Source organism: Arthrobacter sp. BE255 (genome assembly GCF_031457335.1).
In the GTDB taxonomy this organism is placed as follows: domain Bacteria; phylum Actinomycetota; class Actinomycetes; order Actinomycetales; family Micrococcaceae; genus Arthrobacter.
Map to the genome: position 1 here is coordinate 40,021 of NZ_JAVDWK010000003.1, position 15,511 is coordinate 55,531.

15 protein-coding genes and 2 tRNA genes are annotated in these 15,511 nt (G+C 66.1%); 11 read left to right on the forward strand and 6 right to left on the reverse strand.

The window, feature by feature from the left end; translation table 11 throughout:
* Nucleotides 1–35: 35 nt before the first annotated feature.
* Both J2X42_RS06530 and ettA read left to right on the forward strand, forming a co-directional pair.
* On the forward strand, nt 36–524 hold the full coding sequence (locus J2X42_RS06530; protein ID WP_310163433.1) for a DUF6993 domain-containing protein: 489 nt from the start codon (nt 36–38) through the stop codon (nt 522–524).
* A 45-nt stretch (nt 525–569) separates the two neighbouring features.
* The gene (gene ettA / locus J2X42_RS06535) at nt 570–2,252 is read left to right on the forward strand and encodes an energy-dependent translational throttle protein EttA (RefSeq protein WP_310163436.1); all 1,683 of its coding nucleotides are present in this window, start codon (nt 570–572) and stop codon (nt 2,250–2,252) included.
* A 93-nt stretch (nt 2,253–2,345) separates the two neighbouring features.
* Here ettA and J2X42_RS06540 read toward each other — a convergent pair whose 3' ends face one another.
* Entirely contained in the window at nt 2,346–3,326 is a 981-nt protein-coding gene (locus J2X42_RS06540) for an acyl-CoA thioesterase II (protein ID WP_310163439.1), read from the reverse strand.
* Between the two features lie 63 nt (nt 3,327–3,389).
* Between J2X42_RS06540 and J2X42_RS06545 the strand changes: the two genes are divergently transcribed.
* A complete protein-coding gene (locus tag J2X42_RS06545) occupies nt 3,390–4,049 on the forward strand; it encodes a hypothetical protein (RefSeq protein WP_310163440.1) in 660 nt (219 codons plus the stop codon).
* A 37-nt stretch (nt 4,050–4,086) separates the two neighbouring features.
* Here J2X42_RS06545 and J2X42_RS06550 read toward each other — a convergent pair whose 3' ends face one another.
* Both J2X42_RS06550 and J2X42_RS06555 read right to left on the reverse strand, forming a co-directional pair.
* Entirely contained in the window at nt 4,087–4,539 is a 453-nt protein-coding gene (locus J2X42_RS06550) for a globin (protein ID WP_310163442.1), read from the reverse strand.
* Nucleotides 4,540–4,543: 4 nt separating this feature from the next.
* Nucleotides 4,544–5,239 (reverse strand): mechanosensitive ion channel family protein, encoded by a 696-nt coding sequence (locus J2X42_RS06555; RefSeq protein ID WP_131133209.1) that lies wholly within the window; start codon nt 5,237–5,239, stop codon nt 4,544–4,546.
* 119 nt (nt 5,240–5,358) lie between these two features.
* Here J2X42_RS06555 and J2X42_RS06560 point away from each other — a divergent pair, with 119 nt between their 5' ends.
* Entirely contained in the window at nt 5,359–6,351 is a 993-nt protein-coding gene (locus J2X42_RS06560; protein ID WP_310163446.1) for an NAD-dependent epimerase/dehydratase family protein, read from the forward strand.
* 79 nt (nt 6,352–6,430) lie between these two features.
* On the opposite strand, the gene J2X42_RS06565 is transcribed toward J2X42_RS06560, so the two are convergent.
* A complete protein-coding gene (locus J2X42_RS06565; RefSeq protein WP_310163447.1) occupies nt 6,431–6,904 on the reverse strand; it encodes an OsmC family protein in 474 nt (157 codons plus the stop codon).
* Nucleotides 6,905–6,913: 9 nt separating this feature from the next.
* Nucleotides 6,914–9,481: an aminopeptidase N gene (pepN, locus tag J2X42_RS06570; protein WP_310163450.1), complete on the reverse strand. Its 2,568-nt coding sequence runs from the start codon at nt 9,479–9,481 to the stop codon at nt 6,914–6,916.
* Between the two features lie 145 nt (nt 9,482–9,626).
* On the opposite strand from pepN, the gene J2X42_RS06575 reads away from it, so the two are divergent.
* From J2X42_RS06575 to J2X42_RS06585, 3 genes are read left to right on the forward strand one after another with little or no spacing between them, the layout of a single operon-like run.
* Complete coding sequence (locus tag J2X42_RS06575; protein WP_310163452.1) at nt 9,627–10,634, forward strand: hypothetical protein; 1,008 nt, start codon at nt 9,627–9,629, stop codon at nt 10,632–10,634.
* Between the two features lie 50 nt (nt 10,635–10,684).
* Nucleotides 10,685–11,179: a ribose-5-phosphate isomerase gene (locus J2X42_RS06580; RefSeq protein ID WP_131133204.1), complete on the forward strand. Its 495-nt coding sequence runs from the start codon at nt 10,685–10,687 to the stop codon at nt 11,177–11,179.
* Complete coding sequence (locus tag J2X42_RS06585) at nt 11,179–12,069, forward strand: DNA-formamidopyrimidine glycosylase family protein (RefSeq protein ID WP_310163454.1); 891 nt, start codon at nt 11,179–11,181, stop codon at nt 12,067–12,069. Before J2X42_RS06580 ends, J2X42_RS06585 begins: the two co-directional genes overlap by 1 nt.
* A 69-nt stretch (nt 12,070–12,138) precedes the next feature.
* On the opposite strand, the gene J2X42_RS06590 is transcribed toward J2X42_RS06585, so the two are convergent.
* A tRNA-Gly gene (locus tag J2X42_RS06590) sits at nt 12,139–12,212 on the reverse strand.
* A gap of 148 nt (nt 12,213–12,360) precedes the next feature.
* On the opposite strand from J2X42_RS06590, the gene J2X42_RS06595 reads away from it, so the two are divergent.
* From J2X42_RS06595 to J2X42_RS06610, 4 genes are all read left to right on the forward strand, one after another.
* Nucleotides 12,361–12,435: transfer RNA gene (locus J2X42_RS06595), tRNA-Pro, on the forward strand.
* An 82-nt stretch (nt 12,436–12,517) separates the two neighbouring features.
* Nucleotides 12,518–13,915 carry a trigger factor gene (tig, locus tag J2X42_RS06600; protein WP_310163456.1) on the forward strand — a complete coding sequence of 466 codons (1,398 nt, stop codon included), beginning with the start codon at nt 12,518–12,520 and terminating at the stop codon, nt 13,913–13,915.
* Between the two features lie 219 nt (nt 13,916–14,134).
* Nucleotides 14,135–14,755, forward strand: coding sequence for an ATP-dependent Clp protease proteolytic subunit (locus J2X42_RS06605; protein ID WP_310164274.1), 621 nt, complete (start codon nt 14,135–14,137; stop codon nt 14,753–14,755).
* Nucleotides 14,756–14,790: 35 nt separating this feature from the next.
* Nucleotides 14,791–15,450, forward strand: a complete 660-nt coding sequence (locus J2X42_RS06610; protein ID WP_267275380.1) for an ATP-dependent Clp protease proteolytic subunit — start codon at nt 14,791–14,793, stop codon at nt 15,448–15,450.
* Nucleotides 15,451–15,511 lie beyond the last annotated feature (61 nt).

Here is a 15,511-nt window from a genome sequence, read left to right on the forward strand (position 1 = left end):
CGGGAGCCCTGTCATCTGCCAGTGCTCCGTCGCGCATGGTTCTTCTCGCGGTGGCCGGCTGCCTCGCCGGTGCCGCAGCCCTGTCAGCCTGCACCGGGTCCCAGCCAGGTCCTGCAGCATCCACAGCAGCAACAAGCTCCACACCGCCGGCCAGCGCCGCCGCGCAGTCAACCACGCCGGAACCGGCCGGTGCTGCCCAGGCAGCCGGAACAGCGGCGGGTGACAACCCGGCAACGGCCACTCTGAAGCAGACCCTCGCCGAAGCGCTGAACCGCCTGGCCGCCGGAACGCCGAAACCCGCAACGGCCCAGGTGGCGGACGCGCTGACCGGTGCCGGCATCCCGGGCGCAGCTCTTGAAGTCTCGGAAAGCCGTACACCCACCGGGCTGGAAGCGGACGCCATCGAAGCCGCCGTCCCGGCGGGCGGGGACTGCGTCATAGGACAGATCCGGGACGGCAGCGTCACTGTCAGCGTCCTCCCGGTTCTTGCGAGCGGCAAGTGCTTTGTCGGGGCTCCCGCCTGACGGACGAATGTGAGTTATCCCCGCCAACCCACTAGATTTGGAACCATGGCGGAATTTATCTACACAATGACCAAGGCCCGTAAGGCCGTTGGCGAAAAACTTATTCTCGACGACGTAAGCATGTCCTTCTTCCCGGGCGCCAAGATTGGTGTTGTTGGCCCGAACGGCGCCGGTAAGTCCACCATTCTTAAGATCATGGCCGGACTGGACACCCCCTCGAACGGTGAAGCGCGGCTCAGCCCCGGTTACACGGTGGGCATCCTGCTCCAGGAACCGCCGCTGAACGAGGAAAAGACCGTCCTGGGCAACGTCCAGGAAGGCGTAGGCGAGATCTACGGCAAGATCCAGCGCTTCAACGAGATCTCCGAGGAAATGGCCAGCCCCGACGCTGACTACGACACCCTCCTCGAAGAGATGGGCCACCTGCAGGAAGCCATTGACACCGCCGACGCCTGGGACCTGGACTCCCAGCTGGAGCAGGCCATGGACGCCCTCCGCTGCCCGCCTGCCGATGCGGACGTCACGCTCCTCTCCGGTGGTGAGCGCCGCCGGGTGGCCCTCTGCAAGCTGCTCCTGCAGAAGCCTGACCTGCTGCTGCTCGACGAGCCCACCAACCACCTGGACGCCGAGAGCGTGCTGTGGCTTGAGCAGCACCTCTCAAACTACGCAGGCGCTGTCCTGGCCGTCACCCACGACCGGTACTTCCTTGACCACGTCGCGGAATGGATCGCCGAGGTTGACCGCGGCCACCTCTACCCGTACGAGGGCAACTACTCCACGTACCTGGAAAAGAAGCGTGCGCGCCTTGAAGTCCAGGGCAAGAAGGACGCCAAGCAGGCCAAGCGCCTCACCGAGGAACTGGAATGGGTCCGTTCCAACGCCAAGGGCCGCCAGACCAAGTCCAAGGCCCGTCTGGCACGCTACGAGGAGATGGCTGCCGAGGCAGACCGCACCCGCAAGCTTGACTTCGAAGAGATCCAGATCCCGCCGGGACCGCGCCTGGGCGGACTGGTCCTGGAGGCGAAAAACCTGCAGAAGGGCTTCGACGACCGCACGCTGATCGACGGCCTGTCATTCACCCTTCCCCGCAACGGGATCGTCGGCGTCATCGGCCCCAACGGCGTGGGCAAGTCCACGCTGTTCAAGACCATCGTTGGCCTGGAGCCGCTCGACGGCGGCGAGCTGAAGATCGGTGACTCGGTCAAGATTTCCTACGCGGACCAGAGCCGCGGCGGCATCGACCCCAACAAGACGCTGTGGGAAGTTGTCTCCGATGGCCTGGACTACATCCAGGTGGGCCATGTGGAAATGCCGTCGCGCGCCTACGTCGCCGCGTTCGGCTTCAAGGGCCCGGACCAGCAGAAGAAGGCCGGCGTGCTGTCCGGTGGTGAGCGCAACCGGCTGAACCTGGCCCTGACGCTCAAGCAGGGCGGGAACCTGCTGCTCCTTGACGAACCCACCAACGACCTCGACGTCGAAACCCTCAGCAGCCTCGAGAACGCGCTGCTTGAATTCCCCGGCTGCGCCGTGGTGGTCTCTCACGACCGCTGGTTCCTGGACCGGGTGGCCACCCACATCCTCGCTTACGAAGGTGACGAGGAGAACCCCTCCAAGTGGTACTGGTTCGAGGGCAACTTCGAATCCTACGAGGAGAACAAGGTCTCACGCCTGGGCCCTGACGCAGCCAAGCCGCACCGGGTCACCCACCGCCGCCTGACGCGCGACTGATCACCACGGGCTAACCCCTGCGTGAAGCGAAAAGGCCGGCACCCCCGCGGGGTGCCGGCCTTTTCGCTGTCCGGAATCAGGCGGACGGGGCGGCTAGTCCCGCCCTGCCTTGCGGATCTGGTGCTCCAGGACTTTGGACTGGAAGGCCCCCACCACCTTGTTCTTCAGGTCGGTGGGAACGCGGACCATGCCCTCCTGGGCCACGGATGCAACATGCTGTCCGGCCCGGTTGAAGATCTTTCCCGTTGCCAGCCCGCGCGCGCCTTGGGCGCTGGGGGATTCCTGGACGTAAAGCAGCCACTCGTCCACGCGGGCAGGGCGGTGCCACCACATCGCGTGGTCCAGGCTGGCCACGTTCATGCCCGGGGTGATCCAGCTCAGCCCGTGCCGGCGGAGGATGGATTCCAGCAGGGTGTAGTCACTGGCGTAGGCCAGCGCGGCACGGTGCAGGTTGGCGTTGTCCGGCATGGGCCCGAACGTCTTCATCCACACGGCGTTCCGGGCTTCCCGCTTGCCCTTCGCCGAGACGTACAGGGGCGGATCAACATGCCGGATGTCGAAGGGCCGTTCGTAGGACCAGTGCCGGGCCACCGGGTGGTCGAACTTGCCCAGGAGGTCCGCCGTGCTCGGCAGCGACTCCGGATCCGGGATTCCTTTCGGCATCGCTGACTCGTGTTCGATCCCTTCGTCCTCGCCCTGGAATGACGCGATCATGGACAGGATGGGCACGCCTTCCTGGTAGGCGTGGACCCGGCGTGCGGAGAACGAACGGCCATCGCGCAGGCGCTGGACGCCGAAGGTGATGGGCTTGTTGGCATCGCCTGGCCGCAGGAAGTATCCGTGCATCGAGTGGACGTGCCGCTCGGCGTCCACCGTCCGGTTGGCCGCGATGAGCGACTGGGCCAGGACCTGGCCGCCGAAAACCCGCTGGTGCGGCTGTTGCTGCGACGGCCCCAGGAAGATGTCCTCGTCAGTCCGGGCCCCCTCCAGCTCGCCAAGATCCAGCAGGTGGATGAGTGATGTGGTGGGGTCACCGCTGGGCGGGGCCAGCAATCCGGCGTCGGCTTCAGTCATGGTTCGACTCTAGACGCCACCCCGGCACCGCTCAACCAAGGTGCAGCCGGTAGTGTTCATAGTGTGACAGATCTACTCACCCAGTCCTTCCGCTTCGCCGATCCGCGTGATCTGGCCGATCTGCGTACCTTCGCCACGCGGGCCAAGGCAATCGACGACGGCGCCATCCGGCTTCAGGCCGCGGGCTCAGTCCTCGCTGCGTACGTGTGCGTGCTCAGGCCCCGGCTGCTCGGCGAAGCAACCCCCACCATCCTGGGGCTGCGCACCATGGGACTCGCGGAACGGTCCGGCACGGACGTCACGGTCCCGCTGTCAGCGGTCCTGGACCGGCTCGCCCGGGCAGGGGAGGACGACGTCGAGCTGCCGGTTCCGCCGTCCACCGTCACCGAATCGTGGACCGGGGTCGGTGCCCCCAGGTCAGGCTGGGAACTGGTCCGGTCCGTTCCGGATGCCGAACTGCGCCAGGCCGCCGAGGCCGGCATCGCCGAAGTGGCCGGCATTGTGCCGGATAAGCCCGGCGCACTGATCGTCAACAACGCCCGGGCTGCCGTCTGGGGCCGTCCGCTGGACGATTCGGGGCTGCCGGCCGGAGCCGCGTTCGCCGCGCTGACGCTGGGTTTCCTTGCCGACGACGACCAGAAGCTCTACCGCACTGGCCGCTGGTTCCGCCTCACCGGCCCCCGCGGGCATGTCCTGGCCCGGACCGGCAGCGGACTGGGCTAAGCCCCCCCACCCGGTAAGCCCGCCAGCAGGCGGGACCTCAGGCCTCCGACGGGCTGTTCACCATGGACAGGGCGGCGCGCTCCATGTAGTCCCACAGCGTGCCCTCGTAGAGCGGGGGCAGCTCCAGGGAATCGACGGCCGCGCGCATGTGGAACAGCCAGCGGTCCTTTGCCTCCGGCGACACGCGGAACGGCATGTGCCGCATCCGCAGCCGCGGGTGGCCGCGTTCCTCACCGTAGGTGGTGGGACCGCCCCAGTACTGCTCCAGGAACATCAGGAACCGGCGTTTGGCCGGGCCAAGATCTTCTTCCGGGTACATCGGCCGCAGCAGCGGATCGGTGGCCACGCCGTCGTAGAACACATCGATGAGGCGGACGAACGTGTCATGGCCGCCCACGGCGTCATAGAAATTGTCCGTGTAGCCCGGCTGGCTGAACGGATCGTTCTGCATCAGCTGGCGCGGCTGCTGCGGTTCGGCGGGTGTGCTCATGTCCCTATTCTCCGGCTTTCTGGTCAGTCTTTTTAGTCTCGGTGTTGCTGGCCGGCTCGTGCAGTGCGGCTTCGGGGCCCGCAGCGGGTGCGTCAGGCACCGGCACGTACGTGCCCTGCGAGCGGTTTCCCACACGCAGGATCTCGCCGTTGCGCAGGTACCAGATGGCGCCGTCCTCGGAGCGGACCCGGGTGATGCGCAGGCCCATGGATTCCACCACGCCCACTACCTCACTGGTTTCGATGACGTCGCCGATCCCGTACTGGTCCTCAATGGTGATGAAGATGCCCGCCAGGAAGTCACGGATCAGCTGCTGCGCGCCGAAGCCGATGGCGACACCCAGGATGCCCACGCTGGTCAGCAGCGGTGCGATGTTGATGTCCAGGTTTTGCAGCACGTACATGATGGTGATCACGGCCACCAGGACGCCCACGATGCTGTTCAGCAGTGAACCGATGGTCTCCGCGCGCTGCACCCGCCGTTCATGGTCCAGTGCCCGGATCGCCGGCGCAACCCACTTGAAGTGGGCCTTCTTGAAGAAGTTGCTGCCCGCTGCCACGCGCCTGCTGATACGGGAGATGACGAAGGTTGCCACCAGCCAGACGGCAACGCCAACGCCGATGCTGATCACGATGCCCGTGACGCTGACTCCATCTGGCTCGGAGGCGAGGGAAGGGGTGATCGACAACGTGCTGAACATAGGCGGGTTTGCTCCTTGGGGTTCTCCGACTGCGGCCGGAATCATGGGTCCCATGCGCGGGTTTCGCCCGGCGCATAAGGCTCTGTTCTGTTTCAACCCTAGCGCCGTAGCGTGGACTCATGCGCATCCTGATCCTCGGCGGAACCGCCTTTCTCTCCTCAGAAATTGCCCGGCAGGCAGTGGCAGCCGGGCACCAGGTCACGTGCCTGGCCCGCGGTTCCGCGGCAGAACCGCCCGACGGCGCCACCTGGGTTAAGGCGGACCGTTCACTGGGCGCGAACAGCTACGCGGCCGTGGCCGGGAACTGGGATGCGGTCATCGAGGTGGCCCGCGACACCGTGCAGGCCTCGGAGGCGCTGGCAGCCCTGGCCGAAGGGGCCGGCCACTGGACATTTGTCTCCAGCTGTTCGGTCTACGCCGACCATTCAACGCCCGGAGCGGCGGAGGACGCTGCGCTCCTGCAGCCCCTGCCTGCCGGGACGGATTCGGCCCCCGAAAACTACGGCGAATCGAAATCGGCCATAGAGCTGGCAACCCTCGCCGCTGCCGGCGGGAAGGCGCATCTTTGCCGGGCCGGGCTCATTGGCGGGCCCGGCGACGCAACGGACCGCTATGGCTACTGGCCGGCGAGATTTGCCCGGGACAACGGTCCGGCCCTGGTCCCGGACATTCCCCGCCACGCCACCCAGGTCATCGATGTCCGCGACCTGGCCGGGTGGATCCTTGCCGCGGCGTCACAAGGCGTCACCGGGGCACTGAATGCGGTGGGGGACCAGGTGCCGTTTGCTGACTACCTTGAGGCGTCGAAAACAGCCGCCGCCTTTGAAGGCGAGGTTGTGTCGGCTTCAGAGGGCTGGCTCGTGGAACACGGGATCGATTACTGGGCAGGGCCGGATTCCCTGCCGCTGTGGCTGCCGCCGGACCACGAAGGATTCTGCGCCCGCAGCAACCAGGCAGCCACGGCCGCCGGGCTGACGCTGCGGCCCTGGCAGGAAACCGTGGCAGACACCCTTGCGGACGAGCGTAGCCGCGGCCTGACCCGCCGCCGCAAGGCCGGGCTGGCGCCCGCGACGGAAGCCCGGCTCGTGCGGGAGCTGCTTCACACCCACTGAGCCCCGTGCACCCCACCTGACCGGCATTAACGCACTCAAACGGCGGATTAACCGCGTTAAGTGCCAGCTGGTTGGGTGGTCAGGCCGTGAGGGTCACCGGTTCATGAAGCACCGGAAAATTGACGCTGCGGGCGATAAAGCAGACCTGGTTGGCTTCGTGGTGCATCTGCCCGGCGAGCACTGCGTGCGCCGGATCCGCCAGCGTCACCCGCGGGTGCAGCGTCACGGATTCAAACTGCCCGCTGCCGTCGCGGTTCAGCCGCATCATCCCCGTGGCCTCGTCCCGGTAGCCGGTGACCACCACACCGTGCCGCACTGCCACGTGCAGGAACGACAGCATGTGGCACTGGGCCAGGGCGGCCAGGAGCAGCTGCTCGGGGTTGTACCGTGACCTGTCGCCGTGGAACGTCGGGTCGGCGGAACCCGGGAGCACCGGCAACCCCGGGATCAGGACATCATGGTCCCGCGAGTATCCGCGGTATGACGATGTTCCCTCACCCAGGTTGCCGGTCCACTGCACCGTCAGCGAATAGTGGTGCTCACCCAGTCCCATGGCGCCGGCCTAGGCCTGCCCGGGAAGGACGTCAGCGGCACGGGCCCGCAGCGCCCGGGCAACGCCGTCGCGGTTTTCCAGCATCATGCGGCGCAGGGCGGCGCTTTCGGCCGGAAGGCCTGCCAGGAAAGCATCCGTCCGGTCAATCGTGGCCTGGGTGGTCAGCTGTGCCGGGTACAGCCCGACGACGATCTGCTGGGCCAGTGCGTGCGTGCGGCTGGCGACAATCCCGGGAACGGCCGCGAAGTACTTTTCCGCGTACGGTTCCAGGAGGGAGCGGTCCAGGACCCGGGTGAAGCCCGCGACCGCCGAGCCCTGCAAGGCGTTGGACAGGTCACCCTTGACCACGATCGACTCCCAGGCGGCGGCCTTGGCATCGGCGGTGGGGATCGCAGCCTTGGCCAGCGCGGCGGCGTTCTGGCCACTGGCGGTGTTGTCCCTTTCCATCTCGGCGTTGATGTCTTCGGTGCCCAGCCTGCCGCCTGCCACCAGCGATGCCAGGAGCTCCCACCGCAGGTCCTGGTCCACGGCCAGTCCCTCCAGTGTTGCCGTGCCCGACAGCAGTCCGGCGATGGTGTCCAGCTGCCCGGTGCTGCGCGCCAGCAGGGCAAAGGACTTCACAAACTGCAGCTGCGCGTCGGACCCGCCCGGTACCGCGTTGGCGAGGTTCCAGAGGGTGTCCACGGCGGCCACAGCGGTGGCCTCGCGGTGCTCCTCGGCAACGTAGAAGTTCAGGGTGGTGGCCAGCTGGCGGAGCTGGACCAGGATCACGGAGGAGTCCGATTCCGCGGCCACGTTGGCCAGGATCAGCTCCACGTAGCGGCGTGCCGGGGTCTCGCCGTCGCGTGCGGCATCCCAGGCGGAATTCCACACCAGCGTCCGCGGCAGGCTCTCGCTGAAGTCCTTCAGGTGCGCCGTCGCCGTCGCCAGGGACTTCCCGTCCAGCCTGACCTTGGCGTACGCGAGGTCGTCGTCGTTGACCAGGATCAGGTCCGGCTGTGCCAGGCCCGCCAGGGCAGGCACCTCGGTGCGTTCGCCGTCGACGTCGAGCTCTTCGCGGTGCACCCGCTCCAGCTTTCCGGCGTCATTGAGGTTGTAGAAGCCAACGGCAAGGCGGTGCGGCCGGATGGTGGGCCAGTCCGCAACCGCCGACTGGATGATGGCAAAGGACGTGAGGTTCCCGTCGGCGTCGGTCTCCAGCTCGGGCTTGAGCGTGTTGACGCCGGCCGTCTCCAGCCAAAGCCGGCCCCACCGGTCCAGGTCGCGGCCGCTTGCCTTCTCCAGCTCCACCATGAGGTCGCTGAGCTCGGTGTTCCGCCACGCGTGCTTGCCGAAGTATTCCCGGACGCCGGCCATGAACTGTTCCGGCCCGACCCACGCCACCAGCTGGCGCAGCACCGATGCGCCCTTGGCGTAGGTAATGCCGTCGAAGTTGACCTCCACATCCTCGAGGTCGTTGATTTCGGCGAAAATCGGATGCGTGGTGGGCAGCTGGTCCTGGCGGTAGGCCCAGGACTTCTCCACCGAGGCGAACGTGGTCCACGCACTGGTGAAGGACGTGTTTTCCACCGCGGCGAGGTGGGACATGTACTCGGCGAAGGATTCGTTGAGCCAGAGGTCGTTCCACCAACGCATGGTCACCAGGTCGCCGAACCACATGTGCGCGAGTTCGTGCAGCACGGTGATGGCGCGGCGCTCGATCTGCGCGCCGGTGACCTTGCTGCGGAAGATGTAACCCTCGAGGATGGTGACGGCTCCGGCGTTCTCCATCGCGCCCGCGTTGAACTCGGGGACAAACAGCTGGTCGTACTTCCCGAACGGGTAGGGGCAGCCGAACTGCGCCTCGAAGAATTCAAAGCCCTGCCGGGTCAGCTCAAAGATGTTGTCCGCGTCGAGGTACTGCATCAGGGATTTCCGGGCGAAAACACCCAGGGGGATGATGCGGCCATCGGAACTGGTGACCTCGGACCGGACCGACTGGTACGGTCCTGCGATCAGCGCAGTGACGTAGCTGGAGAGCCGCGGCGTGGCCGCAAACTGCCAGACCGAGCGGGCGCCGCCATCGTCCCCGGGGGAGGTGTCCTGCGGCGCGGGGGTGGGGGAATTGGAGATGACATCCCAGTGCGACGGCGCCGTGACGGTGAACGTAAACGTGCTCTTGAGATCCGGCTGCTCGAACACGGCGAACATACGGCGCGAGTCCGGCACCTCGAACTGGGTGTACAGGTAGACCTCGTTATCCACCGGATCCACAAAGCGGTGCAGCCCTTCGCCGGTGTTCATGTACGGCGCGTCGGCCACCACGGTGAGCTCGTTGGCGGCGGCCAGGTCCGGCAGCTGGATCCGGACACCGTCGGCAACGGTTGCAGGGTCCAGGGCCCGCCCGTTGAGCGTGATGCTGTGGACCGTGTGGGTGATGGCGTCGATGAAGGTGGAGGAACCTGGTACGGCTTCGAACTTCACCGTGGTGGTGCTCCCGAAGACTTTCCCGCCCCGGGTCAGGTCCAGGCTGACGTCGTAGGACTCAACGTTGATCAGTTCGGCGCGCTCGCGTGCTTCGGCGCGCGTCAGGTTCATACCCGGCAAGTGGGACCTCCAGAAGGTTGCTGTTGCCGGCGGGGGAGTAGCCTGCGCCGGCACTGTGAAGTCATTCTTTCACTTCTTGGGCTGTTGGCAAGTTGACGCAGATCACAACCTGACACCGCGGGAGTAGCGTTAAGCCATGGGTAAGTTCAGGGATGCGGTGGACACCAAAGCGCTTCGGTTCGCGGTGGGTTTTCCCGTGGTGCTGGCCGGGGCGTTTGTTTTCTGTGCCTTCCTGCTCCGGCCCAGCCTTCCGGAGCCGCTGGCGGTGAGCTGGACGGACGACGGCGGCGCCTCCTTTGCCCCGTTTGCCGCCTACGCGTGGGGCGGGGCGCTGATCATCGTGGCCGCCGGCTGGCTGGTCCTGTCGCAGGCCGTTCCGGTCTCCCGTCCCGTGGTGATGCGCAGGATCATGATGGGGGCGGGGCTGTTCCTGTGCCTCTTTGTCACCAGCGTCCTGGCCGCCGGGCTGGTGGGACAGTCCGGGCTGGCCGACGCTCGGGAGTCCCGCGTGGACCTGACAGTGCTTGCGCTGGGAAGCGGGGCGGCACTCTCACTGGGCGTGATCATGGGCTTCGTTTTCAAGGCTGACCGGCGATGGTCCCCGGACGATGACAGGGCCTTCGAGCTGGCCATCGCCAGGGAGCTGGACCCGGACCTGGCGCGCGATTCGATCCGGCTCTGGGTCCATGCCCGCAGTTCGGTGTTTGTGATGATTGCGGTGGCCGTGCTGTTTCCCGCGGCCCTGATCGTTGTTGCCCTGCCGTGGCTGGGGGCGTTCCTGGCTGCCCTGGCCGTGGTGGCCGCGGCGTTCCTCTGCGCCAGGGTCAAGGCCGACCGCAGCGGCCTGCGGGTGCTTGTGGCGGGGGTCCTGCCTGTGATGCACGTCCCGGCGGCGGCTATTTCGGAGGCCAGCGCCTCCGAGGTGAAGGCTGCTGACTACGGCGGGTGGGGCTACCGGAACCACAGCGGCACCGCAGCGATGCTGGTCAGCAGCGGCCCCGCCGTCGTCGTCCGGAAAACCGACGGCCACCGCCTCGCCGTCAGTGGCGGCAGCCCGGCGTCGGCCGCCCGCCTGGCCGACGTCCTGACCCGGGTGGCTGCACGCGCGCACGGCGGCGCCTCAGGGGCTGGGCGGGACTCCTAGTATTCTTGTTCCTGATGCCCTGACCCCCCCAAAACCGAACGGATACTGTCGTGACTTCTTCCCCTGCCTTCCCGCGGGTACACATCGCCACTGACCACGCAGGCATGGAACTCAGCGCCCACCTCGTCAGCCACCTCTCGGCCAAGGGCTACGACGTGGTGGACCACGGTCCCAAGGAGTACGACGCGCTGGACGACTACCCGTCCTTCTGCATTAACGCCGCGCTCGCCGTTGTGGCTGACCAGCAGGCAGGCGTCCACGCCCTGGGAATCGTCCTGGGCGGGTCCGGCAACGGCGAGCAGATCGCCGCCAATAAGGTCAAAGGGGTCCGGGCGGCCCTCGCCTGGAACCACTCCACAGCCACCCTGGCGCGCGAGCACAACGATGCGAACGTCGTGGCCGTCGGCGGCCGCCAGCACACCGTCGAGGAAGCTACCGCGCTGATCGAGGCGTTCCTGGCGGAACCCTTCAGCAATGACGAACGGCACGTGCGCAGGATCGGCAAGATCGCCGCCTACGAAACCACCGGCGAGGTCATCGAGTAGTGCCCGAAGGCCACTCGGTACGCCGGCTGGCGCGCCAGTTCCACGACGTCTTTGGCGGTGAGGCACTGGCCGTGAGCAGCCCGCAGGGGCGGTTCGCAGCCGGCGCAGCCCTGCTGGACGGCCACATGATGATCGAATCGCAGGCCCACGGCAAACACCTTTTCCTGCACTTTGACCACGCGCTGGTCCTCCATGTCCACCTCGGACTCTATGGCGCCTGGGATTTCGGCGGCGACGCCGCGTTCCGGGGTGCGTCGAGCATCGGCGCCCCCCGGAAGGTGGGGGAGCGGGAAACGTTCGACGACGGCGCCGCCCCGGCCTATGCAGGCCCGCCCGCGCCGGTCGGTGCCGTCCGGGTACGGCTTGTGGGCCGGCACGGCTGGGCGGACCTGCGCGGCGCCACCACCTGTGCTGCCATCACCGGGGCCGAAGCGTCAGCTGTCCTGGCCAGGCTGGGACCGGATCCGCTGCGCAACCTGCCGCCGGACCGGGAGCGCTTTGTGACGGGCGTCCGGTCACGTAAGACGCCCATCGCGGCGCTGCTGATGGACCAGAAGGTGATTGCCGGCGTCGGAAACGTCTACCGCGCCGAAGTCCTCTTCCGCCAGCGGATCGCTCCGCTGCTGCCGGGAAGCTCCCTGCCCCGGGACACGGCGGAAGGGCTCTGGGACGACACCGCGGCCGTGATGGGCGACGGCGTACGCGACGGCAGGATCATCACCACTGAAGCGTCGTACTGGGGAGAAGGCGCCGCCCTGCCGGCCGTCGACGAAGCGCACTACGTCTACAAGCGCCAGGGGCTGCCGTGCAGGATCTGCGCCGTTCCGGTCGCGCTGGCGGAGCTGGGCGGCCGGAAGCTGTACTGGTGCCCCGGCTGCCAGCAGGACTAGGGGCTGAAGGCACAAAAAGGGCCCCTCATCGAGGGGCCCTTTTCTGTGGTCCTTGGACTGGACCGGTCGTGGAGGGGACGACGGGAATCGAACCCGCGTAATCAGTTTGGAAGACTGAGGCTTTACCATTAAGCTACGTCCCCGGGAGAACAGCACTGCTAGCATCTACAATGTTAGCGGCCGGTCTTTCGGGCTGGCTGATCAAGCCGGATACAACTAAACCTAATTCATGCCCCACGTGTCAAATGTGCAATCACGGCCGGTATGAACGTAGACTTGCCTGTGCACTTACGGGGTGTAGCTCAGCTTGGCTAGAGCACCTGCTTTGGGAGCAGGAAGTCGCAGGTTCAAATCCTGTCACCCCGACTCTGCGGCCCGGACCGGACGGCCTGGACAGAACACAAGAATTTGCAGAAACCCATCCCACAAACCCAGGAGTACTTAGACCGTGAAGAGCGCTGTCGAGAACCTCACCCCCACGCGGGTCAAGCTCAATGTTGAGGTCCCCTTTGAGGAATTGAAGCCCAGCATCGACGAGGCATACAAGACTGTTGCTTCGCAGATCCAGGTCCCTGGCTTCCGTAAGGGCAAGGTCCCGTCCAAGCTGATCGACCAGCGCGTTGGCCGCGGCTACGTTCTGGAGACCGCCATCAACGAAGGCCTCAACGGCTGGTACCAGGCCGCTGTGCAGGAGTCGGGCATCCGCCCCCTGAGCCGCCCCGAGGTTGAGATCACCGAAGTTCCGGACCCCACCTCCACCGACGGGGAACTGAAGTTCCACGCCGAGGTTGACGTCCGCCCCGAGATCGAGCTGCCTGACTACGCCGGCATCAAGGTTGAGGTTGCCGCTGCGGAATCCTCCGATGAGGACGTCGACAAGGCCCTGGACGAACTCCGTGGCCGCTTCGGCACGCTGAAGTCCGTGGACCGCCCGGCTGCCGATGGCGACTTCCTGACCATCGACATCACCGCAACCGTTGACGGCGCTGAAGTGGACTCCGCTGCCGGCCTGTCCTACCAGGTTGGCGCCGGAACCATGCTTGAGGGCCTGGACGAGGCAGTCACCGGCCTGAGCGCCGATGAGGACGCCATCTTCGATACCACACTGGTGGGCGGCGACCACGCCGGCGAAGCATCCCAGGTCAAGGTTGTCGTCAAGGCTGTCAAGGAGCGCGAGCTCCCCGAAGCCAACGACGACTTCGCCCAGCTGGCGTCGGAGTTTGACACCCTGGCTGAGCTCCGCGAAGACCTGGCCAAGCAGGCTGCAGACTCCAAGGTCGTCGAGCAGGGCGTAGAGGCCCGCGACAAGGTCCTGGACAAGCTCGTTGAGCTCGTTGAGGTTCCGGTTCCGGACTCCGTGGTTGAAGAGCAGCTCGAAGCGCACTTCAAGGAGGGCAGCGGCCACGGTGAAGGCGAACACGACACCGAGGAGCACCGCGCCGAGGTCAAGGCCAACACCGCCCGCGCCTTCCAGAACGAGATCATCCTTGACGCCATCGCCGAAAAGGAAGAAGTCAACGTCAGCCAGAACGAGCTGATCGACTACATCGTCACCACCGCCAGCCAGTACGGCATGGACCCGAACCAGTTCGCCCAGATCATCGATCAGAGCGGCCAGGTCCCCATGATGGTTTCCGAGGTCCGCCGCCGCAAGGCCCTGGCCGTTGTGCTGGGCCAGGCGACCGTCACCGACTCCGCCGGCAACAGCGTTGACCTGAGCGACTTCGTCCGCCCCGGCGGCGAAGAGGAAGCTCCGGCCGTTGAGGAAGAAGCAGCCGAAGCCGCTTCGGACGAAGCCACGACCGACACCGCAGCGAATGACGATCCCGCTGCAGTGAAGTTCTAATACCGCATTAATTTCCACCGCCCGCCCCTGGACCCTGCCGGTCCGGGGGCTGGGCGCTTTAACAGCCGGTTTCCGGCTCGTGCGCCGTCAGCGAACAGCGCGATTCGGGCGAACAAATCGGCCGTCAAAACGGTTAGTGTCCAAGTAGTGAAGTTCAGTGATGTCACCGTCACCAGCGAGAGGTAAGTACACATGTCACAGCACGTAGAGGCCCCACGGATGGCGACAGTCGATCCTGCAGCCCAGGACAACTACATCTACAACCGCCTCCTGAAAGAGCGGATCATCTGGCTGGGCTCCGAGGTGCGCGATGACAACGCCAACGCCATCTGCTCGCAGCTGCTGCTCCTGTCCGCGGAGAACCCGGAAAAGGACATCTACCTTTACATCAACTCTCCCGGCGGCTCAGTCACCGCCGGCATGGCCATCTACGACACCATGCAGTTCATCCCGAACGACGTTGTCACCGTGGCCACGGGCCTGGCAGCCTCCATGGGGCAGTTCCTGCTCTCATCCGGCACCAAGGGCAAGCGGTACGCCACCCCGAACGCCCGCGTCCTGATGCACCAGCCCTCCGGCGGCATCGGCGGCACCGCCTCGGACATCAAGATCCAGGCCGAGCTGATCCTGCACATGAAGAAGGTCATGGCCGAGCTGACTGCCGAGCAGACCGGCCAGAGCGTTGAAACCATCCTCAAGGACAACGACCGCGACAAGTGGTTCACTGCCCCGGAAGCCCTCGAGTACGGCTTCTTTGACAAGATCGCGGCCCACGCCGGGTCCGTGTCCGGAGGCGGCGGAACCGCCAACGGCACGTCCGGCGAGTCGGCTTCAGCGTAACCGGCACACAGAACACTCAGATCAGGAGCAATAAAATGACCTACAACTTCGGATCGACTGCCGGTAATCTTCCGACCAGCCGCTACGTCCTGCCCCAGTTCGAGGAACGCACACCCTACGGCTTCAAGCGGCAGGACCCCTACACCAAGCTGTTCGAGGACCGCATCATCTTCCTCGGCGTGCAGGTGGACGACGCCTCTGCCGACGACGTCATGGCCCAGCTGCTGGTCCTGGAGTCAACGGACCCGGACCGCGACATCACGCTGTACATCAACTCCCCGGGCGGTTCCTTCACCGCCATGACGGCGATCTACGACACCATGCAGTACATCCGGCCTGAGATCCAGACCGTATGCCTTGGACAGGCTGCCAGCGCCGCTGCGGTCCTGCTTGCTGCCGGTACCCCCGGCAAACGGCTGGCACTGCCCAACGCCCGCGTCCTGATCCACCAGCCGGCACTCTCCGGCGGGCAGGGCGGCCAGGCGTCCGACCTTGAAATCCAGGCCGCTGAAGTCATGCGGATGCGCTCCTGGCTTGAGGACACGCTCGCCCACCACTCGGGCCGCACCTCGGAGCAGGTCAACAACGACATCGAACGCGACAAGATCCTCACCGCCGAAGAGGCCATGAATTACGGCCTCATCGACCAGGTCCTGGATTCCCGCAAGATCAAGCCACAGGCAATTACCAGGTAGTAAGGCTTATCGCCAGGCCGGTGCGGTCCAGTTCATTTGGGCCGCACCGGCCTTCGCTTTC